The organism is Njordella aestuarii (assembly GCF_056494165.1).
In genome coordinates this window covers 3,096,169-3,119,882 of the sequence record NZ_CM151397.1, presented here as the reverse complement: position 1 = coordinate 3,119,882, position 23,714 = coordinate 3,096,169, and the positions used below count along the sequence as shown (strand labels likewise).

General features: G+C 51.6%; 15 protein-coding genes. 10 read left to right on the top strand and 5 right to left on the bottom strand.

All coding sequences use genetic code 11. The annotated features are described in order from the left end of the window. Positions 1–32: 32 nt before the first annotated feature. On the bottom strand, positions 33–1,004 hold the full coding sequence (locus SH451x_RS12200) for a PstS family phosphate ABC transporter substrate-binding protein (RefSeq protein WP_479362733.1): 972 nt from the start codon (positions 1,002–1,004) through the stop codon (positions 33–35). Positions 1,005–1,416: 412 nt separating this feature from the next. Between SH451x_RS12200 and SH451x_RS12195 the strand changes: the two genes are divergently transcribed. After that, complete coding sequence (locus SH451x_RS12195; protein WP_479362732.1) at positions 1,417–1,752, top strand: tetratricopeptide repeat protein; 336 nt, start codon at positions 1,417–1,419, stop codon at positions 1,750–1,752. A gap of 497 nt (positions 1,753–2,249) precedes the next feature. On the opposite strand, the gene SH451x_RS12190 is transcribed toward SH451x_RS12195, so the two are convergent. Next, complete coding sequence (locus SH451x_RS12190) at positions 2,250–3,023, bottom strand: hypothetical protein (RefSeq protein WP_479362731.1); 774 nt, start codon at positions 3,021–3,023, stop codon at positions 2,250–2,252. A gap of 435 nt (positions 3,024–3,458) precedes the next feature. Here SH451x_RS12190 and SH451x_RS12185 point away from each other — a divergent pair, with 435 nt between their 5' ends. Together SH451x_RS12185 and SH451x_RS12180 are read left to right on the top strand one after the other, a co-directional pair. Further along, the gene (locus SH451x_RS12185; RefSeq protein ID WP_479362730.1) at positions 3,459–6,926 is read left to right on the top strand and encodes a transglutaminase family protein; all 3,468 of its coding nucleotides are present in this window, start codon (positions 3,459–3,461) and stop codon (positions 6,924–6,926) included. A gap of 305 nt (positions 6,927–7,231) precedes the next feature. Further along, positions 7,232–8,047, top strand: a complete 816-nt coding sequence (locus SH451x_RS12180) for a glycosyltransferase family 25 protein (RefSeq protein ID WP_479362729.1) — start codon at positions 7,232–7,234, stop codon at positions 8,045–8,047. 52 nt (positions 8,048–8,099) lie between these two features. Here the strand turns inward: SH451x_RS12180 and SH451x_RS12175 are convergent, their stop codons facing one another. Continuing rightward, the gene (locus tag SH451x_RS12175) at positions 8,100–8,621 is read right to left on the bottom strand and encodes a hypothetical protein (protein ID WP_479362728.1); all 522 of its coding nucleotides are present in this window, start codon (positions 8,619–8,621) and stop codon (positions 8,100–8,102) included. Positions 8,622–9,048: 427 nt separating this feature from the next. On the opposite strand from SH451x_RS12175, the gene SH451x_RS12170 reads away from it, so the two are divergent. Then, the gene (locus tag SH451x_RS12170; RefSeq protein ID WP_479362727.1) at positions 9,049–12,153 is read left to right on the top strand and encodes a S8 family peptidase; all 3,105 of its coding nucleotides are present in this window, start codon (positions 9,049–9,051) and stop codon (positions 12,151–12,153) included. A 142-nt stretch (positions 12,154–12,295) separates the two neighbouring features. Beyond that, on the top strand, positions 12,296–13,195 hold the full coding sequence (locus SH451x_RS12165; protein ID WP_479362726.1) for a 5'-nucleotidase, lipoprotein e(P4) family: 900 nt from the start codon (positions 12,296–12,298) through the stop codon (positions 13,193–13,195). A gap of 38 nt (positions 13,196–13,233) precedes the next feature. On the opposite strand, the gene SH451x_RS12160 is transcribed toward SH451x_RS12165, so the two are convergent. After that, positions 13,234–13,965: a pyridoxine 5'-phosphate synthase gene (locus tag SH451x_RS12160; RefSeq protein WP_479362725.1), complete on the bottom strand. Its 732-nt coding sequence runs from the start codon at positions 13,963–13,965 to the stop codon at positions 13,234–13,236. Positions 13,966–14,155: 190 nt separating this feature from the next. On the opposite strand from SH451x_RS12160, the gene deoC reads away from it, so the two are divergent. Together deoC and SH451x_RS12150 are read left to right on the top strand one after the other, a co-directional pair. Further along, positions 14,156–14,881 (top strand): deoxyribose-phosphate aldolase, encoded by a 726-nt coding sequence (gene deoC / locus SH451x_RS12155; RefSeq protein WP_479362724.1) that lies wholly within the window; start codon positions 14,156–14,158, stop codon positions 14,879–14,881. Positions 14,882–15,263: 382 nt separating this feature from the next. Next, complete coding sequence (locus tag SH451x_RS12150) at positions 15,264–16,112, top strand: hypothetical protein (protein ID WP_479362723.1); 849 nt, start codon at positions 15,264–15,266, stop codon at positions 16,110–16,112. 51 nt (positions 16,113–16,163) lie between these two features. Here SH451x_RS12150 and hydA read toward each other — a convergent pair whose 3' ends face one another. Then, positions 16,164–17,543 (bottom strand): dihydropyrimidinase, encoded by a 1,380-nt coding sequence (gene hydA, locus SH451x_RS12145; RefSeq protein ID WP_479362722.1) that lies wholly within the window; start codon positions 17,541–17,543, stop codon positions 16,164–16,166. A gap of 469 nt (positions 17,544–18,012) precedes the next feature. On the opposite strand from hydA, the gene SH451x_RS12140 reads away from it, so the two are divergent. From SH451x_RS12140 to SH451x_RS12130, 3 genes are read left to right on the top strand one after another with little or no spacing between them, the layout of a single operon-like run. Continuing rightward, positions 18,013–19,497 (top strand): DUF3375 domain-containing protein, encoded by a 1,485-nt coding sequence (locus SH451x_RS12140; RefSeq protein ID WP_479362721.1) that lies wholly within the window; start codon positions 18,013–18,015, stop codon positions 19,495–19,497. Next, entirely contained in the window at positions 19,494–20,192 is a 699-nt protein-coding gene (locus SH451x_RS12135; RefSeq protein ID WP_479362720.1) for a DUF4194 domain-containing protein, read from the top strand. Before SH451x_RS12140 ends, SH451x_RS12135 begins: the two co-directional genes overlap by 4 nt. Continuing rightward, a complete protein-coding gene (locus SH451x_RS12130; protein WP_479362719.1) occupies positions 20,176–23,556 on the top strand; it encodes an ATP-binding protein in 3,381 nt (1,126 codons plus the stop codon). The genes SH451x_RS12135 and SH451x_RS12130 overlap by 17 nt, the downstream gene beginning before the upstream one ends. Positions 23,557–23,714 lie beyond the last annotated feature (158 nt).

The window sequence follows — 23,714 nt, the reverse complement described above, 5'->3', positions numbered from 1 at the left end:
TCAGTCGTGGACGGTAGGTCCATGACCGAAGCTTACTTAATGATTCCCACTGATTTCAAAGCAAGCTCGGCAGTTTTTGCATCGACAGGGAAATAACCGTCTTCGATAACGATTTGCTGCCCTTCTTTACTGTATATGAATTTGATAAATTCCGTGCGCAGCGTATCAAGTTTTGTGTTCGGCTTGTGGTTTACAGTCAACAACAAGTATCGAGCGAGCGGATAGTCGCCGGAAGTAGCATTTTCGGGTGTAGGTGCAATCGCCTTACCGCCTTCTTTTTTCATAAGCGGGACCGCTTTGACGGCTGCGGTCTTGTAACCGATGCCGCTGTATCCGATAGCAAACTTGTTTTCACCAACAGATTGGACAACGGTTGCACTTCCAGCTTGCTCGTTCACTGTTTCGGCATAGTCACCATTTCCGAGCGCAACTTCCTTGAAGTAACCGTACGTCCCGGACGATGCATTGCGGCCGAACATGCTAATTTTTGCGTCTGCAAAATCGCCGGTCAGCCCCAATTGCCCCCAAGTCGATACTGGCTCAGTGGCCCCCAGTTTGCGGGTCCGCGAAAAAATCGCGTCGACTTGCTTCATGGTAAGCGATTCAATCGGATTATCGCGGTGTACGTAAACGCCTAGCAAGTCAATACTCGTTGGAAGCGCGGTTGGTTTGTAACCGAATTTGGCTTCGAACTGTTCGATTTCGCTGCCCTTTGGATCGCGGCTCATTGGACCAAACGAGGAGGAACCTTGAATCAAGGCTGGCATGGCTGTTGAAGAACCCGCACCTTCCACTTCGGCTCTTACACCTTTGTAATACTCGCGAAACTTTTCGGTCCACTTCTGCAGCAAGTTATTCATCGAGTCCGACCCGACCGTCTTCAACTCGCCCGACACGCCGATTGTCGGCTTGTAGCTAGCGAGCTTCGGATCGACCTGGACCTGAGCCGCTAGTGGGCTGACCAAAAGAGCACTCAGCAACACAACACTCAATATTCGCAACATGCGGTTAAAACCTGTTTTTCGAGGATCTGGAGGGCTAGCGATTTTTCAGAGTATGTAATAGGTAGTCTGCCAGGACTGCGGATTCCAATCGCAGACCGCGCGGTGGGCGGAGCTCAAGCTATAGGTTTGAACGTTCTACCGTCCGCGATGGGGCCCATTTTCCGGAAACCATATGAAACCGCCATGTCCGAAGTGTTAACAATTCGTTAAGAAATTCGCTAGCTTAGGACCAACTGCGGGCAGGTCGGCCAGCGGCACTCGCTCGTGATTCGCGTGGAGAGGTTGCCAAAAGCAGGAATTTCGCCACAATTGGACCTTCCCGAACCGAGAAATCAGGCGGTTTTTGAGGACGATTTTGGTCCCTACGCTTTCTCCATCCTACCAGCGAAAACGTTCTAGGCATTCATTATATATGGCAAACATTAGTGAACTTTACAATCAAGCTGAAAAGCTGAAGGACAGCGGCGATCTCGAAGGTGCCGCTGCACAGCTAGAGTCGCTGCTCGTTGAAGATTCGAGCCATGTGTTGAGCCACCTAGCACTTGCTAAGATCTATACGCAAATTGGCAAGCATGAGCAGGCAGTCGCTCATGGTGTACAGGCGTGCGAGCTGGAGCCCGACGACTGGTTCAACTTTACGGCGCTCAGCATGACATATCAAAAAGCCTGGGCGGGAACGCAAAATCAGGACTACATTCGGTTGGCGGAAGAAGCGCTCGCTCGCTCTCGAATGCTGGAACAAGCCTAAATCGTGTAAGAGCAGCTTGGCTGCCACTCTCATCGTAACACCCTAGAGATCACCCTCTAGGGTGATTCAGCGCAGAAGAAGAACGTGACCGGCGTGGCCTATTCGTCTGACTAGGCTACGCAGTTTTCTGGAATCGCCTTCGCAGGCATTGTGAACGACTCCCAGAAATCGATTTAATATTCCTTGAGCCGCGAAAATTGACGGAGCTAGCCCCTAGAAAATATTCTTGGGTGTTTTGAGCTCTCCTTCTACAGTCGATATGCAAAAGTAAGTCCCAAGTTTGCAATAATGGATCGCTCAACCATTTGTTGGGAGCAAAAGAAGTCTCGAGCAATTCTAATGGAATACGACTAGCGATCAACCTGCAGAAGTGATCTGAACTGTGCATCGAGCGTGACACATCCACAATGTGTCACGCCATTAATTGCCCGAACAGGATGCGTCTCGCTAAGTGAGTTTGGCAAATCTACAGCGACAACTTCAACTCACGGATGCGATTAGTGACCACCATGTCCTGAATCACCATGGCCAGAATCTGAATGGCCGTCGCTACCATGCGCATCGTCAGCATGGGCGTCGTGAGTATCGCCGTGGCCTCCCCCGTGCGCATCCGCTTCACCATGACCACCGCCATGGTCGTCACCGTGTCCGCCGCCATGGTCGTCACCGTGTCCGCCGCCCTGGTCGTCACCGTGTCCGCCGCCATGACCGCCGCCGTGTGCTTCAGCCGCCTTGGCAGCAGCAATCTTCTCTTCGACTTCGGCCGCGAGCACTTCGTGTTCGGCGCGTCGAGTCATCACGATTTTAGGACGGTTTTCTTGAGAGGGAGATCCGAAAGTCCATTGCAGCCGTTCATCGACTGGTCGCATGTCTGTGATCAGCACTTCGTCAACGGTAGCGCCGCCGACGGTTTGTATCATAATGTCTAACAGTTGTTGCTTCAGGTCTACGAGCAATGGATCGCTGAGTAAATCTACGGGAACTTGTCGTAGATGTTCTTCAATCGCTTGACGAATCTGGTACTTATTCAGATCGATCAGTTGCCGAGATTGCATGCGATGATTCAGTGGCGAGAGCGAATGGAGACGTAGCCGAATGGGCCCGATTGAATCGCTGCTTGCTAGATAGAAGTCGCCCAGGTCAACCTCGCACGAAGCGTTGATTTTCGCTTGCGAAGCTTCCATGCGGATCATAGCAAGGATTGCTCCATGCAAGCCAACCAATACGATGACCAGCAGGGCGATCCAATATCTTTTTAGCTGTTCAACCATAGTCGTTTACTTGGATAGTAACTTCCGAACTGTGCACTGGTGTCTGAGCAATCGTCAGAATTGCCGCAACCATCGAAATTGGTAATAGCCCACTTCCGAGCCGTCGTGCATGCTGTTTGCCGTAGGGCAGCGGTTATGGCAACCTTACAACCGTTCCAATCCGTATATTGCGCGAATTGGAGCAGTCGGTTTGTACAGTTTGCACGAAACCTGTAGATATGTAGGTCACACAAAGCGAGGGGCCAGGGAAGTTGCAAAAATCTTTTGAACTGCGATTTGCTTACTTTTTGACTTTCGAACGACTTCAATTCCCTTATCATTCTGAGAATGGATTACACTCTCCTACGCGTTTGAGCGGCGGCAAGCAAACGTAGGTGACTAAAACTGATTCGCAATTTTGTTTGCAATCACATACCAATTGTTAGAAGGGCTCGAATGTCGATCCAAGTTACGCTGCACCATAAGACTACATATTCTTACGATCGTTCCATTTCTCTGGGGCCTCAGACTGTCCGCCTCAAACCCGCCCCGCACTGCCGGACACCGGTGCTGAGCTATACACAGCAAGTTACGCCCGGCGACCATTTCTGCAACTGGCAACAAGATCCACAAGGAAACTATGTTGCACGATATGTCTTTCCAGAGAAGACGGATCGGTTTGAAATAAATGTGTCGTTGGTCGCCGATATGGCTGTGATCAACCCCTTCGATTTCTTTGTGGACGAAGAAGCGGAGGAATATCCGTTTGCCTATGACCCGAATCTCGCAGCGGATCTTGCGCCTTTTTTGCGTCTTGAGAAGCCGACGCCACTGTTCGAAAAATGGATGAAGTCAGTTGACCGAAGCAAGCGACGAACGACCGACGTTCTGGTCATGCTGAATCAACGACTTCAGAGTGAGATCTCTTATACAATCCGCATGGAGCCCGGCGTTCAATCGCCCGAAGAAACTTTAAAGCTTAAACGCGGGTCATGTCGCGACTCGGCTTGGTTGATGGTTCAAATTCTTCGGTCGCTCGGTCTCGCCGCACGTTTTGTGAGCGGCTACTTGATCCAGCTGGCTCCAGATATCAAATCACTAGACGGCCCCAGCGGTCCCGAAGTTGACTTCACCGATCTTCACGCTTGGGCAGAAGCCTATGTTCCAGGTGCCGGGTGGATTGGCATGGATCCAACCAGCGGTTTGCTCTGTGGCGAAGGACACTTGCCACTCGCGTGCACGCCGGAGCCAGCGAGTGCCGCTCCGATCAGCGGTGGGTTGGAAGTCTGCGAAACAACCTTTGGTTTCGACATGAAGATCTCACGCACCCGCGAAGATCCACGCACCACAAAACCATACTCCGACCTGCAGTGGCGTCAAATCAATGATCTTGGTCATCAAGTTGATGCTCAGATGAAATCGATGGATATGCGAATGACGGTCGGCGGCGAGCCAACATTCGTTTCAGTCGACGACATGGAAGGTGCGGAGTGGAACGGTGCCGCTGTGGGGCCGACCAAGCGTAAGTTGAGCGCCGCTTTAGTCAAACGTCTGCGTCAGAGATTCGCGCCGGGCGGAATGTTGCATTATGGTCAAGGCAAATGGTACCCTGGTGAATCACTACCGCGTTGGGCTCTCGCGTGCTTCTGGCGCAAAGACGGCCATCCGATGTGGCACGATGAATCGCTTATAGCCGACGAGAGTCGCGACTATGGAATCAAGTACAAACAAGCTCGCCGATTTTCGAAGGAACTCGCACGCAGTTTAGGCGTCGACCCCGCGTGGTTAATGCCAGCGTACGAAGATCCGCTGTACTACATTTGGCGAGAACGCAAACTACCGGTCAACGTTGATCCTGCCGATCCGAAGCTAGACGATCCCGAGGAACGCGCTCGGATGGCCAAAGTCTTCTCGGGAGGAATGTCCGAACCTGTCGGTATCGTCTTGCCACTAAAACGACAGTGGCAACAAGCTCAACAACAGCAGTCTCGCAGTTCCCATTACCATTGGATGAGCGGTCCATGGCCCGTTCGACCGGAACAGTTGTTCTTGCTGCCGGGCGATTCACCAATTGGATTGCGGTTGCCATTGGAATCGCTGCCACACCAAGGTGCTAATCCCGAACCAGACCTATACCCGATGGATCCGTTCGAAGCGCGCGAGCCGTTGCCGACGCAGACGATGCTGCAGAAACGCGTGCGCCGCGGCGAACCAGTTTCGGTCGAAGATGCTGCCTCAATTCACGAGCCGCAACTAAACATAGCCGGCGAAACGCTTGGTTATGCAGATTCCTACTCCGCACTCGATGAACCTCTTCCATACGAAGAACCTACACACAATTCAAATTATGAAGTCGATGACAGCAGCGGCGAGATTCCGTACCCGAAAGACCCTAGTAAGTATCCGGTAGTAAGAACAGCGCTGTGCGTAGAGCCTCGTGAAGGCCGCTTGTATGTCTTCATGCCACCGCTCGAGCGATTAGAAGATTATGTCGAATTGTTGGCCGCCGTTGAAGCGACGGCCGACCGTTTGCGCATGCCCGTGGTAGTCGAAGGATATCTTCCGCCACTCGACAACCGCATAGGGTTTTTCAAAGTCACGCCTGACCCCGGTGTAATCGAAGTCAATGTTCAACCCGCATCGACTTGGGACGAACTGTGCGAAATTGTAAATGGGGTCTACGAAGACGCTCGACAATGCCGGCTTGGGACCGAAAAATTCGACTTGGACGGCAAGCATACTGGGACAGGTGGTGGAAATCATATCGTCATGGGCGGTGCAACTCCGTCCGACAGTCCATTCTTGCGTCGCCCTGATTTACTGCGCAGCATGATCGCTTATTGGATTAATCACCCATCATTATCGTACGTTTTTGGATCACGTTTTTGTGGCCCAACCAGCCAATCTCCCCGCGTCGATGAAGGTCGACGCGATGCGATCTACGAACTTCAGATTGCGCTTGAGACGCTGCCTGATCCGAATATGAACGTGCCGCACTGGTTGGTTGACCGCGTGTTGCGAAACTTGCTGATCGATTTAACAGGTAATACGCACCGGGCGGAAATCTGCATCGACAAACTATTTTCACCGGACAGCTCAGCTGGGCGATTGGGTTTGGTTGAATTGCGAGCCTTTGAAATGCCACCGCATGCTCAAATGAGCTTGACGATGCATTTGCTGTTGCGATCCCTGATGATCATGTTCTGGAAACGTCCTTACCGAGAGCGAGTAGTTGAATGGCGTGAGCAACTCCACGACCGTTTCATGTTGCCGCACTACCTGAGAGAAGATCTCTTTGCCGTTATCAACGATCTGCAACGAGATGGCTTGGCAGTCGATCCAACTTGGTTTGAACCACATTATGAGTTCCGCATGCCGATCATAGGAACTGTGACTTACGATGGCGTTCAGATCGAATTACGACAAGCGATCGAGCCGTGGTACGTGCTGGGCGAAGAGCCGACCGGTGGTGGAACCGTGCGCTATGTCGACTCGTCAGTTGAACGCTTGCAGGTAAAGGCAACTGGGCTCGATCCTTTGCGGCACCAGATTTTGGTCAACGGTTTTGTTTCACCGCTACAAAACACCTCGGTGCCTGGACAATATGTCTGCGGAGTTCGCTATCGAGCTTGGCAGCCACCAACTTGTTTGCATCCAACTATTCCAGTGCATACGCCATTAGTCGTCGATTTGTTGGATATCCGTTCGGGAACTTCGTTAGGTGGTTGTACATATCATGTCGCGCATCCGGCTGGTCGAAACTATAGTACGTTTCCGATTAATGGACTCGAGGCAGAGGCTCGCCGAGCGGCCAGGTTCAGTACGTTCGGGACACCCGTCCCAACGCTGGTGGGGCGTCTGCCGCGTCCCAACCCGGACTTTCCGATGACGATCGACTTGCGACGCGAGTGGTCCAGTCGCTAACGTCGCCGAGCTGTTATCGTTTCGGGTTCCAATCGCGTTCCGCGAGCGTCTGTCCCGCAGGAATTTTGGCTCGATGAGAACGATAGACCTTCATTTCGATGATGGCACTTCATTCTAATGCAAGATTCGAGCTGCAGCGAGCGGGGCAATAGCCTGGCTACTCGCTAGTCGGGAAAGTACGTTCGCAGCGTAAGTTTCAGAGATTCTGGTCTGTCTCCCGCCTGCCTAGCTTGCTAAGTTCTCGCCGTGAGGTGAGAAGGAGAGCGTTTAACTGCTCAGGGCTGTTCGCTAGCTAAAACAGACGCATGAAAACTTACATAATCAATTTGGATTCAGCCACCGCGCGTTGGGATCGTGTCGCCCGGTTGATGGACGCCACACAGCTACCATATGAACGCGTATCTGCGGTTGTTGGCCGCGAACTCTCGCTTCCCATCCCAGAATTTTCAGCGGGTCAGTATCGGCTATTCCACGGTAAACGACCAAATCTAGGTCAAATCGGTTGTTATTTAAGCCATATCAAAGTGTTACGTGCATTCCTTGAAACGGATGACGCACACGCCATGATCTGCGAAGACGACATCACGCCCGAGCCTCATCTCGCCAGTGTCATCAAGTCAGCTATGAAACATCAGGACCAGTGGGATATTTTGCGTTTGTGTGGTTTTCACAACGCACATCCATTGACGGTTGCCAAGCTGAATGGTGGATATTCGCTGGCGATCAATATTACACGTTTATGCGGAACTGGTTGTTACGTTGTAAGCCGCCGCGCCGCAGAAGTGCTAGTCGAACAGATGCTGCCCATGCGAGTCCCCATCGATCACGCACTTGATCGCGAGTGGTTCTACGGACTCCGCGCAGTCGCCGTAGATCCGTTGCCTGTCGAGCAGAATCCGCCAGATATCCCGACGTCACTGCCGGCTGCATCGAATGAGAAATTGCCCGTCTGGAGTAGGTACTGGGGAGTTTTCCCGTACCGTACTTTCAACGAGACCACGCGATTTACTTTTCGATTGCGCCAGTATCTTCGCACACGCCGAAATGTAGCCAAACAACGGCACGATGCCGAACACGCAGAAGGCGTTGAGTCGAACGGCGCCTACCCAAACGCAGCGTAATGGCCGCGTAGTTTTATTGTCGGCGGTGAGTTTCTTTGCGCAATGTCGATCGTTAAGCCGCGTGCCGCACTTGGCATGTCGAAGCTATCTCAAGAACTTCAAGCTTGCCGTTTAGAGCCGAGCGCTGAAAAACGACAGACTGTGGATGAATCAGGCGTGGTAGCCAAGTGTTTACTGCGACTGCGTCGGCTCCATTCTCTTCGCAAGTTGAATTCACGACGACCAAGTCGCTCGGCAGAATCGTGACGGCGGCGCGTGGCAAAGCGGATTTAAGTTCGCCGGGAATCAAGTGAGCTTTGACGCCTGCTTCTGCACACATGCGATGCGCGTCTTTGAGTCGCATGTGGCGACTGCTATCTGCGGCCGATTCGAATAAATCAATCGCGGCAAATCGCATCACAGCAAACTGATCCCCTTTTTGAGCCAGCTTGAGAATTGTTTGCGTTTGCACTCCGTCCGACACACCAAGTTGCAGGATGGAGCCGATCGGATTTTCGAGAAGGTAAGCCCACAGAGATCGATCTCCAGCAGGCTTTGACAGTTTTCGCCAGTAAAACTTTTGGAACCAGTTCATCGCAAGGCCGAAAGTTGAGCGGGAGTTGATGTTTAAAGATCGCTGGGTCGTCACCGTGCAGACGGATGATCTATGTAGCAACGACGCTGTTTTCTTACTTCGGCATATTCGATGCGATCAAATCATACGATTACTCCAACCCGAAAACCCTTGTGCTTATCACCTAAACCTCCACGCTTACCCAATTTTCAAGATCACGATGAGGCCTGATTGTTTGCAGTAAAACGATTCGCAGTTCGAGAAACTCGTTGAGTTTAAAGACTTGATGGGTTTTGCCGGTTGGCGCGGTTCTAACTAATGCGTGGTTTGTATGTTGTCCAGCGCAAGCGATCATCCGTTGGAGCTGCTATTTCGAAGCGCCTGGTGTCCGCCATAACCTAGCGTTCACATGTCGACTACAGTTTCAGCCTCGCTTCCGCAATAACACATGTCCGTTCGCCTCCACATACAGCAAATCGTTCGTTGGATCGCACCGGAAATTGTGCGGTCGAAGAGCATGGTGCAGATTTTCCGATGCGAACGTCGGCTTGCCTATTCTGCCGTGCCTTTATTGGACGGTCTGCAGGACTTAATCGAAGCCCACGGGGAAATCGACGCTAACCATTCGTCGCAAACTCCTACCAATTTTTGTGAGCCCGTGGCGGCTAGCCTGCTTGCACCATCCACCGCATATACCGACATCTATTCGCAGCAGATGCCGTTTCAGCACGTGGTCGATGAAGTGTACGCACAGTCGACCGCCGCTCACAATCTTACAGGCCTTACGCAAGCTCGACAAACTTTTGGGCTTACCGGAGCCGGCCAAACAATTGCGGTAATCGATAGTGGAATCGCTTACGATCATATCAATCTAGGCGGCGGCTACGGTCCGGGCTATCGCGTTGTTGGGGGATATGATTTTGCGGAGAATGACGCTAATCCTTACGACGATGCGCCCGCCGGCTATCATGGCACCGCCGTAGCAGGAGTAATCGGATCCGACAGTTCGCAGTATCCTGGCGTCGCCAGCGGCGTTGACCTAGTAGCACTGCGAGTGTTCAACGACATGGGCAGCGGTTCCTTGCAGTCGGTTGAGAATGCGCTTCGTTGGATACACGACAATCGCAATAGTTTTGAACATCCGATTACAACGGTCAACTTATCACTCGGAACAACTTGGAATTCGACGCTCGTACCTAACTGGGCGACTTTAGAAGACGAACTTCTTGCGCTTCAAAATGATGGAATCTTAGTCGTTGCGTCGGCCGGGAACTCCTTCAAAACATACCAAACGCCTGGCTTGTCCTATCCCGCTGCTAGCCCGTATGTTCTGCCAGTTGCCTCGGTAGACAATAACGGCCAACTATCTCATTTCAGTCAACGTAGCGACAGCGTGATTGCCGCGCCCGGACGCGCAGTAACCACGACCGTACCCGATAGTTTGTTAGGAGCCGACGGGCGTCATGACGATTATTCGACCGTCAGTGGGACAAGTTTTTCTTCACCATATGTTGCTGGCGCCACGGCGTTGATCCGCGAAGCTTTCCAAATAGTAGGCGTCAACACTGCTAGTCTGGATGCTATCAAGAACGTGTTGTTCGATACGGCCGACAGTGTCTACGACGCGGCGACGAATGCGTACTACGACCGGCTGAACATTTCTCGTGCCCTTGATTCGATCATTCCGGACGACGTTGTAGGCAACACGGCAGTCGCAGCTCAACCACTTACAAACTCGCAAACCAGCGGCAGTGTCGACGGTTTCGTAAACTTTCTGGGCGACCAGGACGTTTATAAATGGCAAGCCACGCAGAGTGGCACGCTCGAACTGGATTTAGAGTCATCGCGACTTTCCAATTCTCAGTGGCTGGTTTTTAACAACGATGTAGCGACGATCACTTCTGCCAGTGGCAATTTGACCTTCGAAGTCCAAGCAGGACAAACCTATTCGTTCGGAGTTACAAACGCCGCTCAAATAGGTGCATACTCCGTCAACTGGGCCTTCACCAGCAATGGCGAAGGCGAAGGCGGCAGCGTCTCCCCGGCTGATGCAGTAAACCTGGGCCTTGCCATGACTTCCTCGCTACCGGTGGACGGCAGTGATTTACACGCGGTCACGACAATCAATGAAGGTACACTTACTTTTCAGTTGGACCAAGTGAGTTCTAACGCGACGTTACGTGTCTTCAATTCGTCCGGTCAAGAAATCCAAGCTGATTCGACGGTTTCGAATGGACAGCTGCGAATTGATATAGACGTTCTCGCGGGTCAGACTTATCTCGTTCAGACCAACGTCGGGAGCAGCGTAGCAACGTTGAGCTATGCGAACGCGATTGATGTAGATGGATCATCCTTGAGCGTTCAAGGTTCCATTGCGACGGATCAATGGGAGATATCGCTGAGCAATGGAATTACGGTTGACCTCGGAACGATCGAATATTCATGGCCGCAGGGCACTATCACCAATGTAGATGTATATCAGTCGGGCGGGGCTGACTCGCTGGTCGTTCACGGCAGTCAGTCGACTGAGGTTGTTTACATGTGGGCGAGTCATGGATCGCTTTCCTCAAGTGGAGTTGCACTTGAGTGGACCGGCACGGAACGCGTCGAATATAGTGGTGGTGGCGGTTTCGATCGTGTCTACGCTTATGATACCGACGGTGACGACGAACTGACGATTCGGCCAAATGAGTTTAGGCTGAATGGTGCTGGCTATGAATTTATCGTGAGCAACGCAGATCGGTTGTACGTCGACGCGTCGCGCGGCGGTAATGACCGAGCCTACATGTACGATTCGGCAGGCGATGATCGGCTAAGCATACGGCCGCAGTTTTCTAGCATGTCGAGTTCCGGATACTTTAATTATGTTACTGGTTTCGAGCGAGTGTATGCATACGCAACATCCGGTGGCAATGATACTGCTTTGATCTATGATTCGGTTGGAAATGATACTTTCAGCACCAATGGTGATATCGCTTCGATTGTAGGAAGCGGCTACTACTCGTATACGCGATACTTTGAAACAGTAGAAGCCATTTCGTCGGCGGGTGGGAATGATACCGCTGCGATATATTCACCATCGAACGCGACGAACTTCGTCGGTTCAGATTTTGTAACATTCCGTCAGAACAATTGGTCGCGCACAGCACGCGGTTTTGACGCGACGACCACTACTTTAGTAGCTGCCAGCACTTCTTCGCCTATCCCGTTGTCGACTTCTGTTGAAGTCACAGCCTATGAAACGCTGGTGGCGCAGAATGCAAACGTCGATGACAAGGCAGTGGAACAGCAATACCTTTCAAGTCCAGTGCCTCCGGTCGCAACGAACTCCGCAGGATATTCAGTTTCAGCTGATCCGGTAGATTCAGGTCTGGGAAGAGGTACTCTCGAATCGGGATCAGACGCTTATCACCAGGCCTGGGTGAATGAGACCGACGAAAATTGGTCGAATCTTCAGCAAGTTGATCTGTTGACGATCGCCTTGATGGACGAGGATCGGGAACAATTCAGCCTCGAGCAGTTCTTCGGCGAACTCGGAGCGGACGAGACTTGATGAGTTTCGATCAGTTCAGCTCCGTTCATTGTGGACGCAGCGAATTTCGAGTCTTGTTAGCCGATTGCTTGTTACTATACTAACTTTCATCCTCTCGATTCCTCGGTTTTAAGAACTCCGACTGGCTTGGAACACATCTTTGATGAACAACCTGCGTGTATTTGGGCTAAAGTTTTGCCTTCCTGTTCTGGCTATCGCATATACGTCATCCTTATTCCCATCAGAGGTCCGCGCTCAGGATTCAGCCCAAGCGAGTGTGATTGCGGATGGACTGGCGGTGATGGACACAACCGACGAGCGTCTGGATGCGACGCTGTGGATTCAGGGATCGCTTGAGTATTCGTTTGCATGTCGGCAAGCGTACACGTTGGCCAAACTGTGTGTCGACGAGCGTCTGGAAGATACTCAACGCACAGCTGCCATTGAGCAGTCAGGAGATTTCTCGGAACTGCCACCGGCGATTATTATGGACGTTGACGAGACAGTGCTCAGCAACGCTCCGTTTCAGGCTCGATTGATTGAACGCGGAATTGAGTACAACGAAACCGCGTGGGCAGAATGGGTTTTGGAAGCGAAAGCGGAAGTTATGCCCGGCGCTTCGCAATTCATTCAGTACGTTCAGGAGCGCGGCATTAAGATTTTCTTTATAACGAATCGAACTGCCGATTTGGAAGAAGCGACTATCAAGAATCTCGCGTATGAACTGCGGATCCCGGTCAGCGAGGAAGTGGTCATGTGCAAAGGCGAACGTCCAGAATGGGGTTCAGACAAGAGTTCTCGCCGCGCATTAGTATGCGGGAGTCATCGCGTCGTCTGCATGATCGGCGATGAATTCAATGACTTTGCATTTATTGGCAAGCCAGCTAGCAGCGAGCGAGTACGGCTGGGAATGCATTTGACCGAACGTTTTGCAACCGCCTGGATACTCTTGCCGAACCCCTTGTACGGCGACTGGGAAAGATCGCTTTACAACTACGACTTTGAACTGTCGACTGACGAAAAGCGTTATCTGAAATACAAAGCATTGCAAACTGCAGAGTAGCATTCACGTCTTTGCATCTGTACCATTCGTACGCTGCCTTAGCAGCCGCGTGTTGCATCGAGCATTATGCGTTTCATTTCGGCAACAGCTTGTTGCATTCCAACCATTAACGCACGAGCGACGATGCTGTGTCCGATGTTCAGCTCCTGCATTTTAGGAAGCTGCGCGACCGGTATAACGTTCCTATAAGTCAGACCATGCCCCGCATGTAGCCGTAGTCCATGGTCATTGATCGCAGCCGAAGCCTCGCGCAGTCGCCGGAGTTGAATTTCTTGCTCGTCTCGCCCGGTTGCCAGGGCGTACTGCCCCGTATGAAGTTCAACAGCACAAACGCCCAATTTTGCGGCGGCGGCGATTTGCCTTAAATCTGGATCGAGGAACAAACTCACTTCGATTCCAGCCGCATGCAATTTGTCGATCGCGGCTCGAACGCGAGTGGAATCCAAAAGCAAATCAAGGCCGCCTTCGGTAGTGACTTCTTCGCGGCGTTCTGGCACCAAAGTCGCTTGTTGCGGCAATGTATCGCAGGCAATGTCGACAATTTCAGGTGCACAAGAGAGTTCAAAGTTGTACTTAACTACAACGGTTTCTTTCAAGACACGAATATCTCGATCTTGGATATGGCGGCGATCTTCGCGAAGATGAACCGTGATGCAATCGGCTCCGCCAAGCTCTGCGAGCATCGCGGCCGCCGCGGGATCGGGTTCGTACGTCCTTCTCGCTTGCCGAACTGTTGCGATATGGTCAATGTTGACGCCTAATTCAATCATTTTCAAGCTTTTCCCGCCCAGAGTGCCATCACAAAATGCGTTGTTCGTTATATCATGTCGGCTGAAATCCGAAAGTCACGCATGCATCTTGTTTAATTCAAACGCAGTGCTGTCGGAAATGAACGACGCGGAAAGGTCGAACCTTTCCTTTTACACTTTAACCTGCTTGCAAGCTCCCGAGGTATTATCGATGGCTTACGATTATCGTCGCATTTCGAAACTGATAGATCATTCTTTGCTCGTTCCGACGATGACTCAGCAGCAGATCGATGCGGGAATTGATCTTGCAATCGCATATGACGTTGCGAGCATCTGCATCATGCCAGCGTATCACAAGCACTGTGTAGAAAGACTCAAGGGAACCGATGTCGTGCCTAGCAGTACGGTGGGCTTTCCCCATGGTGCAAATCTTACGAAGACAAAACTGTTTGAAGCAGAGCAGCTGATTGAGGAAGGCTGTATCGAGCTGGATATGGTCGTTAATATCTCGGCGGTCTTGAGCGGCAATTACAAGTTAGTCGAATCAGAGATACGGCAAATCGTAGAAATGTCGCATGCAGCAAGTCGCAAAGTCAAAGTGATTTTCGAGAACTGCTACCTGCAGGATGAACATAAAATTCAACTTTGCAAGATCTGTTGTGATTGCGATGCCGATTGGGTAAAGACGAGCACTGGCTACGGAACGTCTGGTGCGACGATTCCCGACTTGCAGTTGATGCTGGACAATGTCAGTGCTCCGGTGCAAGTCAAGGCCGCCGGGGGCGTGCGGGACTATGAGACATTGGTGAAAGTGATGGAGATGGGTGTGACGCGTGTTGGAGCTTCGCGTACGGCTGAAATGCTCAATCCAGCACGCGAGCTCGCTGGACTTCCCGCCGTGACGGTGGGTGCGGCGTCGCCTGCAACCTCGTATTAGTCGACTATCCTTTCCAGTCAGTTCTTTCCAGTCAGTGCCTCAGACTTATTTGTTTGAGGCACTGCTTGCTCGGCAAGCGTGTAAGTGTCCATAACGAACATTCGCGGTTACCCTCAAGGCTGCGGCTGTCAAACTCTGGAACTTGAGTGTAATTAACGCTTCTCGCTGATTTTTTAAAAGGCGTACGTCGCGATCGTTTGAGCTGTGAATCGTTCGCGAATCAGCACCTTCTTGCGAGATGTAAAATCCTTCCAAATTAGCGATCTACTGCCAAAACGCTACTTAGGCTGCACTTTGGGGTATAATGAGATTGAAGTCTGTTGGCGGTTTTGTCGCGACCAGACCGTTCCATTGCCGCGAACAAGTCCTTTGCAGGTGCCTTATGAGGAAGAACTCAAGATTTCATTGTCTTAAGATTTTAGTGCTCTCCGGTTCACTATGTATGATCGGAAGCGCCGAATTGCTGGCCCAAGGTACGGGTGGTGGATTTGGCGGCGGCACTGGTGGTGGCACGGGCGGAGGCTTTGGCGGCGGGACTGGTGGCGGCACGGGGGGTGGTTTCGGCGGCGGCACGGGTGGCGGCTTTGGCGGAGGAACAGGCGGCGGAACAGGTAGTTTTGGCGGCGGCACCGGCAGCGGTTTCGGTGGCACGGGCGGCGGCCAAGGCGGAAATTCCGTCTTCCAACCTTCGACCAGCGGCTTTGTCGGCAGCGTCAGCCTTGGACGACTACCATTTGGCGCAACAAGCAACTTGCGTGGACCGACTTCGGGAGCGGGCGGGACGACAGGGTTTGGCACAAGCACTCGAGTTGGTGGCGTTGGCGGACTTGGTACCGGGCTCGGCGGTATTGGAGGCCTTGGCGGCTTGGGCGGAAACCGGCTTAACAACAACCGCATGAATCAAAATCAGACGGCGACCAATTCCCAAGTAAGGACCACGTTGAGTGCGACACAGTTAAGAGATGAGCTGTCGCTGAACACCGTTCCTGCTCCGCAATTGATGTCGCGGATCTCCAAGAGCCCGCGTGCTGACCTCTATCAAGCCACTCAGGTTTCGATGCAGGGCCGCATCGCCGTCGTTGAATCGAGCAATCTGCCAGTCGCTGATATCGCGAAGCTTAAGAGGTATCTTGCCCTTGAGCCGGGCGTGGATGATGTAGTTACTCGCGCGGAACTGCAAGCCATGATGACCGAGACAGTCCCGGCAATCCCGCGATCAACGGCCCCCTAGTGGCTTTTCAACCACTGCTCGTTTCCAGCGACTGGTTATAAAAACACATCATTAATGCGTCACGGGTCGTTGCAAAAATTTCCCGTGTTGTTGGTCGCCGACGAATTTGCCGTCACGAACTTGCACTTTTCCTCTTACCGTCACTGTATCAGCGCGTCCCTCGACAGCCCAACCTTCGAATGCGCTGTAGTCGGTCGCCATTTGATGCGTCTTGGCCGAAAGTTTACCGCGGTAGGTTGGGTCGTAGATGAGCAGGTCGGCATCGCTGCCGACCGCGATTGTGCCCTTGCGAGGGAATAGCCCGAACAGTTTTGCCGCCTGGGTGCTACCAATATCGACCATCCGATTTAGATCGATGAGTCCTTTGCAAACGCCGTAGCTATAGAGGACATCGATACGATTCTCTACGCTAGGAATCCCATTTGGAATAAGGGTAAAGTCGTCGCGGCCCATCTCTTTCTGACCTTTGAAGTCAAATGGCGCATGGTCCGTGGCAACCGTGTTCACTACTCCATTTTTTAACGCGTTCCAAAGATATACTTGGTTTTCAATCGATCTGATTGGAGGCGACATTACATACTTGGCACCTTCGAAATTCGGAAGTTGCGCGTAGGTGTCATCGAACACGAGGTAAGGCGCGACCGTTTCGATCCACACTCTCACGCCTTGCTCGCGAGCAGCCACTGCTTGCTCGACAGCTTCACGGCAACTGGTATGGACGACATAGACGCTGGCATCAGTCATTTTTGCAAAAGCCATCAGATGAGCGACGCCAGAAGCTTCCACCGAGGTTGGACGCGATGGCTCATGCCACTCTGGCCCCGTCATCCCAGCCGCTAATAATTCTTGTTGCCGACGAGCGATCAAAGTCTCATTTTCGCAATGCGCGGTGACAATTACGCCAAGCTCTTTTGCGAGTTTGAGCGTTTGATAGAGCTCATCGTCATCGACGCCGAAGAATCCCTTGTAAGCAAGAAAGACTTTGAAACTGGCAATCCCCCGCTTTACAATCTCCTTGAGGTCATCTGCGGTTTGCTGATCAAAACGCGAGACGCCCATATGGAAAGTGAAATCGCAAGCCGACTTACCTTGCGCTTTGCTGAGCCAGAGTTCGAAGGCCTCCAGCGAGTTCTCCGTTCGGCTGGGGCAACACATTTCGATCAAAGTAGTTGTGCCGCCGACTAAAGCAGCCCTGCTTGCCGATTCATAAGTATCTTTGGCGTAAGTGCCCATGAAAGGCAAGTAGATGTGAACATGTGGATCGATCAGCCCCGGCATGACGAACTTGCCGGTCGCGTCGATTGTTTCCGTTCCGGCGGGACAATCAAGTTCATTGCCAATTGCGACAATCGATTCGCCTTCGCAAAGGACATCGGCGACATAAGAGTCGGTGGCTGTAACGATTTGGCCATTCTTAATCAACAACGTCATCTATTTCTCTACGGCTGAAAGTGTGGTAGCTCGACCTGTCCGCCCTGCACTTTTATAACGCAAAGGCATACAAATTCGAAGCGGAAAATACTCAACCATAGCGCGAGTTCCGGTCACTGGCCAACCGATTCTCTCGCCAGCCCACAAGGGGAAACGTCGAAAATGCCGCTCGAGAACTAGTCCTGCTCTTTAAGAAAGGCGGCGGCGTGGGAAGGCCTGCGCGTCGGCCCATCTTGTATGCTAGCCGATTCGAGCGCGCCAACCCTCTGCAAAAACTGCCTCACTCGGACGCTTTCTCACGAGCTGTCGCGCATCGAGCAGAATGTTGCAGGTAAGCAAAAATGTCTGATTTCCATCGGTTTTCGAGGTTATTTTGCCTGTTTCTGTGGCAGAGACGGCTTGCGAGCCTTCGTTTTTGTGGCTCGGCAGCGATAATGGGCGTATGTCGAGACTCTCAGTACCCAAACCCATGCAACGAGAAAGCTTACGATCGTTTTTCGACGCTTCGCCCACCGCGCGCCTTCTTAGGTCAGACTACGCCCCACTGGTAGTTGAATTTCTCAATCATGTTTTCAAATCAGGAGAGTCGATCGCTGTCGGCTACCTTGAGCTGAAAACGCAGCTAGTAACCTATCAAGATGACTTGCACGCAACTGAGCCTGAGTTGTTGCCGGGAAATGCCGATCGATATCTAAATCAGTGGGTAGAGAATGGTTGGCTGACGCGTTTTTTAGAATCGAACAGTTCGGAACCGCAATTTCAACTGACGCGTTTTGCAGAAGACGCAATCCATTTTTTGGACGCCTCACTATCCAAGAGTACCGCTCTTGTAGGCACTGAGAGCAGACTTCGATTGGTGATCGATTCGCTTGAAGATCTCGTGCGCCGCGCGTCTGCAGACCCACAACAAAGACTCAACTATCTTCGGCAACAGCGAGACCTAATCAACGCCGAAATCTTTGCAATCGAGTCAGGTGACTCCGTGGAGGTCTATCAACCTGGACAAGTGCGTGAGCGTTTTCAGACTGCTGTTGATTTGCTCAAGGCGCTTCAGTCTGATTTTCGCGCGGTTGAAGAACGCTTTCAGGAGATCACGCGCGAGGTTCAGCAGCGGCAAGCCAAGGGAGACATGACTCGGGGTACGATTCTTGGTTATGCCCTAGACGCCGAAGATTTACTCAAAGAACAAGATGAAGGAGTTAGCTTTTTTGCCTTCGTGCGATTTTTGTTTTCTCCTGCTCAGCAAGCGGCACTACGCCGGACAATTCAGGATGTAAAACAGCTTTCAGCGCTTGCAACCGAAGACGAATCGATGCTTCGATTGCAACGGATGGTTCCAGCCTTGCTTGCTGAAGCGGACAAGGTGATGAAAACGACTGCCAGACTGTCCGCAACGCTTCGCAGGTTGCTAGATGCTCAATCGGCGGCTCATCGACAGCGACTCTCTTCAATCCTTCAGGATATAAAGAAAGCCGCCCTGCAGTTGCAAGGAACGGTCCCCGAGAATTGCGAGCTGCTTGTAGACACTGACCCGCAAATAGCATCGCCGTTTGCTCGAACGTTCTGGAAGCCGAGCGTGCACTTTGACTTAAGCGAACCGGCGCCGCACGTGGTGGATCTGGCTCAAGTGCAAAAGATGGCATCCTCGTTCGCCAAGCTGCAACGGCTCGATTTTCGAAAGCTTAGACGAACAATTAACGAAGCCACGTATCTTGGCGCATCGACAACGCTCGGTCAACTTGCCGAAGCAACACAATTCAGCGGTGGCGTAATCGACTTGTTAGGCTACATTCAAATCGCCCATGACGACGGCCATTTGATTGATTCCGACCAACAGGAGTTTATAACCATCTCCGAGCCACAGTGGAGTGGCGCTCCGATTGTTATCAAGATTCCCTACGTACGTTTTAGTCCAAAATCTAAATCGAGTTCCATAGGACGTCGCCCCAAATGAGCCCAGCCAAATTAGACTCCAGTGCGAGAGTCCATGCGTCATCGCATCAAGACGAAGATATTGTTGAATGGAGCGCAGTAGCCATCCGTTTGTTGCAGGGAGTTGTCTACAGCGATGACAATGCGGATCTTTGGGAGATTTTGTGCAGAAACGTTTCGCGACTGACGGATTACTTCGCCAAAATCGGCTTGCAGTTAATCACGAGTGAAGCAGACGGGATGGCGTACCTCAGGCAGGCGGAGGAAAACGAACTGACCTCCGAGCAAGAGGCACTGCCACGTCTCTTTCGCAGATCGCCACTATCTTACGATGCGACGCTCTTGAGTGTCTTGCTGCGTGATCAACTTCGGCAATTTGAAGAAGAAGATCTGCAGAACGAACGTCTAGTGATTTCTCAGGCAGAGTTTTTAGAAACATGGCAGGCTTTTTTTCCGAACGAGAAGGATGCCGTTCGACTCAATAAGTCATTGCTGGCTACGTTTCGTAAGTTAGAGGAACTCAAGTTTGTGCGACAATTCGAGAAGGACCCAGTCTCTTGGGAAGTTCGCCGGATTATCAAGGCTCGATTACCTTTGGAAGACCTTGAAACTTTGAGGGACAGCCTAGTTGCTGCCGCAGAACTAAATCGCCAGGCCGTTCCACTGGAAAATTCCATTGATGAAACTCGAGAGTTGACGGATGTTAAAACAGAATAAAGCGATGGACACAATCGATTTCGATGGTCACGAACGTCCGCCATTGCCCGGATTTCGCCTGCAAAAGCTCGAGGTATTTAATTGGGGTACTTTTGACGGAAAGGTATACTCTGTTTTGCCGCAGGGAGAAACTACACTTCTCGTAGGCGAAAATGGATCTGGCAAGTCCACGCTAGTCGATGCTCTGCTGACACTCTTGGTTAGGCCGAACACGCGCAATTACAACGTGGCCGCGGGTGCTACTAAAAATGAACGCGATGAGAAGACATATATTCGAGGCGCTTACGATCGCACAGTAGGCGAGGGTGGTCGCCCGCAAATCCAATACCTTCGCAGTGGGCAAGGGCATTATACTGCGTTGCTCGCTTGCTTCCAAAATGCAACGCTCGGCACTTCGTTTACCCTGAGCCAGATTCTATATTTGAACACGGATGGCTCGGTAGAAAAGGTCTATGCCTTTGCTGATGGCGAGCATGGAATCGTTCAAGATCTTGCCAAGTTAAAAGCGGCTAGCAATGTTGCGAAGCACCTTCGCAGCCAAGGCTATCAAACTACGAACAGCTATAAGCAATACTTGGCCTGGATTCAGCGTAAGGCTGGCTTTCGCGATAAGGCTATGGACGTTTTCAATCAAACGGTCGCGGTCAAAGATGTCCAACGACTTGATCTGTTTATCCGGCAACATATGCTCGAGATCAAACCGTGGAAGGACCGTGTCGACAGACTGCTTAACCACTTTACGGAGTTGAGCGAGGCTCACCGTAGCTTGACGCGTGTTCGACAGCAAGAAGAACTGTTGCGTCCCTTGGCAGAGACTGCGTTGCGTTATAGCGAGCGGCAGGCAGAACTGGCGAATGCGCAGCGACGGTTGGAGGCGAGTGAGCATTTCTTTGCCTATCAACGAGTTGAGTTGCTCAAGCCGCTGGTGGATCATTGGACTCTCCAAATCCAATCCTTAAATGATGAGATAGGCCGTATCGATGCGTTGCAAACAGAGCTGCGAAATTCGATTGCCCGTACGACGATCGACATTGAAGGAGCTGGCGGCGATCATCTGAAACAATTGCCACATTTAATCGCGCACGAAGAGGCACTGCAAAAAGTAAAGCTGGCTGCGTTTGAAAGATTCGAATCCCAACTCAACACCGCAGGACTGCGAATCAAGATTACCTCTCCAGACCAATATACAAAAGCGATTAGTGCCATTCGTGCGAAACGCGAAGAGTGGTCATCGCAACGTCAGAATCTTCGTCTCCAAGCTAGCTCACTCGACTTTGAAATTGGAACGCTCAAGCAACGCATCGCAGGTGAATCGGCCGAAGTGGCTGCTGCGCGTGATTGCAAGAGCAATTTGCCAGAGTCTTTGTTGTCGATGCGCGAGCACATTTGCAAACAGTTGGAACTGACGATCGAAGACCTGCCCTTCGCTGCCGAATTAATCGCAGTCGCTCAAGGAGAGAGCGACTGGGAAGCATCGATTGAACACGTTCTCTATGGTTTCGCCCGCAGTCTTCTCGTTCCAGACAAGCTTTACGCGCGCGTCGCTCGTTTCATTGATCAAACTCGTTTAAAAGATGCCCGAGGAAATGGGCAGCGGCTCGTATACCTCCGAGTTCTCCCAACCAACAATCGTTCAAGAATTGTTGCAAAAGGAAATACGCTCGCGAGCAAACTTTTGTACCGAACTGACCACTCGTTAAGTTCCTGGATACAAGAGGAGATTGAGCGTCGTTTCGACTACTCCGCCTGCGACACCATCGAAGAGTTCCAGCGGGTAAACGGGGCCGCGATGACGAAGCATCGGCACTTTAAATCAAACTTGAATCGCCATGAAAAAGACGATCGCAGCCGCGGTGATGATGCCCGTTACTACGTTTTAGGATGGGACAGGAAATCAAAAGAAGCTGCAGTCAGTGCGGGTGTGGACGGACTGATGGTTGAGCTTAACGGTCTTATGGCGAGATCCGAAGCTTTATCTTCCGAAATTGACCATGCGTCGGAAGCAATCGGGATGCTCGATCAGGCTCTTGCCGTCAAAGACTATGAAAGCATCGACTACTCGCGGCACGAATTTGAGGCTAGTCGGTTGCGACTGGAAAAGCAGCAATTGGAAGATTCGAGCGATTTGGTTGGTGACCTAAAGGGACGTCGGAAGAAGTTGGAAGCGGAGGTTCGTGGGTATACGCAAGATCGCGACGACCTAATCGCGCGGCGAACGACTTTAGCAACGGAGCTCAAATCCGGCAGCGTATTGCTAAAGAACTCGCAAAAGTTTATTGATAAGCACAGCGACTCTGACACTGCGAAAAGTGCACTGGCGCAGTTCGCTGAACTTGGCAAGATGTTGGGCAAGGGACTATCGATTGAAAACATTACTACCTTGCCATACGAGTTTGAAAGTAAGCTTCGCGATCAGCGGGACAAACTACAGTCCCGATTGGCTCCGATTTCTAGAGAGTTGACGAGTGGCATGACTCGCTTTCTTAAACGATTTCCCGATGAGCAGTCAGACTTGGATGCTGATGTCGCATCGCTCTCAAGTTTCATGGCTCTTTACGAACGCATCGCGAACGACGACCTACCGAAACACGAGCTTCGCTTTCGACAACGACTGAATGAAAAAGTTTTGCACGAAGTAGGCTTGCTGCATGGTTCGCTTGAAAATGATTGTGACGAAATACGGGGGAAGATTGACCAACTCAATTCGGCTCTGAGGATGCTCGAATGGAAGCCTGGAACTTTCATGCGTTTGGAGTTGAGCGACGTTGCAGATCGTGAAATCCAAGATTTTCGCCGCGAGATCGCAAGTTGCCTGAGCGGCACTTTGGACGGCATCGCAGAGGCAAATGAAGCGACGTTTGGAAGGCTAGAAAGGCTCGTTGCGAAACTGCGTGATGAAGGGAACGAACGGTGGCGTGCAAAAGTCGTTGACGTTCGGAACTGGTTTAACTTTGCGGCAAGGGAAATTGTAGAGGCAACAGGCGAAGCCCGAAGTCACTACGATGGTGGAACAGGTCAATCGGGTGGCGAAAAAGGTAAATTGGCTTTTCTGGTGCTCGTCGCAGCCATCGCATACCAATATGATTTGGATCCGCACGCGACCAACAGTGATAAATTCCACTTCGTTATGATCGACGAGATGTTCTCGCGTAGCGACGATCAACATGCCGAGTATGCGCTCGATCTATTCGAACGCTTTGGATTGCAGATTCTGATTGTCGCTCCACTTGACGCCAAGGCGCGAGTCACCGAACCGTATGTGGGAACATATTTGCACGTTGTCAAGAACAAGGAAACGCATCGCAGCGAACTCCTGTCAGTCACGGCGGAAGCTTTGATCCAAGAATCATCCGGTAAAACATAGTCTGCTGCGGGGTTTCATTGCTATTAGCGCGTTCCATTGACCTGTGGAAGTTGAAAAAAGTGGCACCTTGCAAAAAATCTAGCAATACCGTCGATTTCAAGCAGCGACAAAAATGCTAAACTGCTCCTGATATGCAGAGGGATCTATGCTTGTCGCCA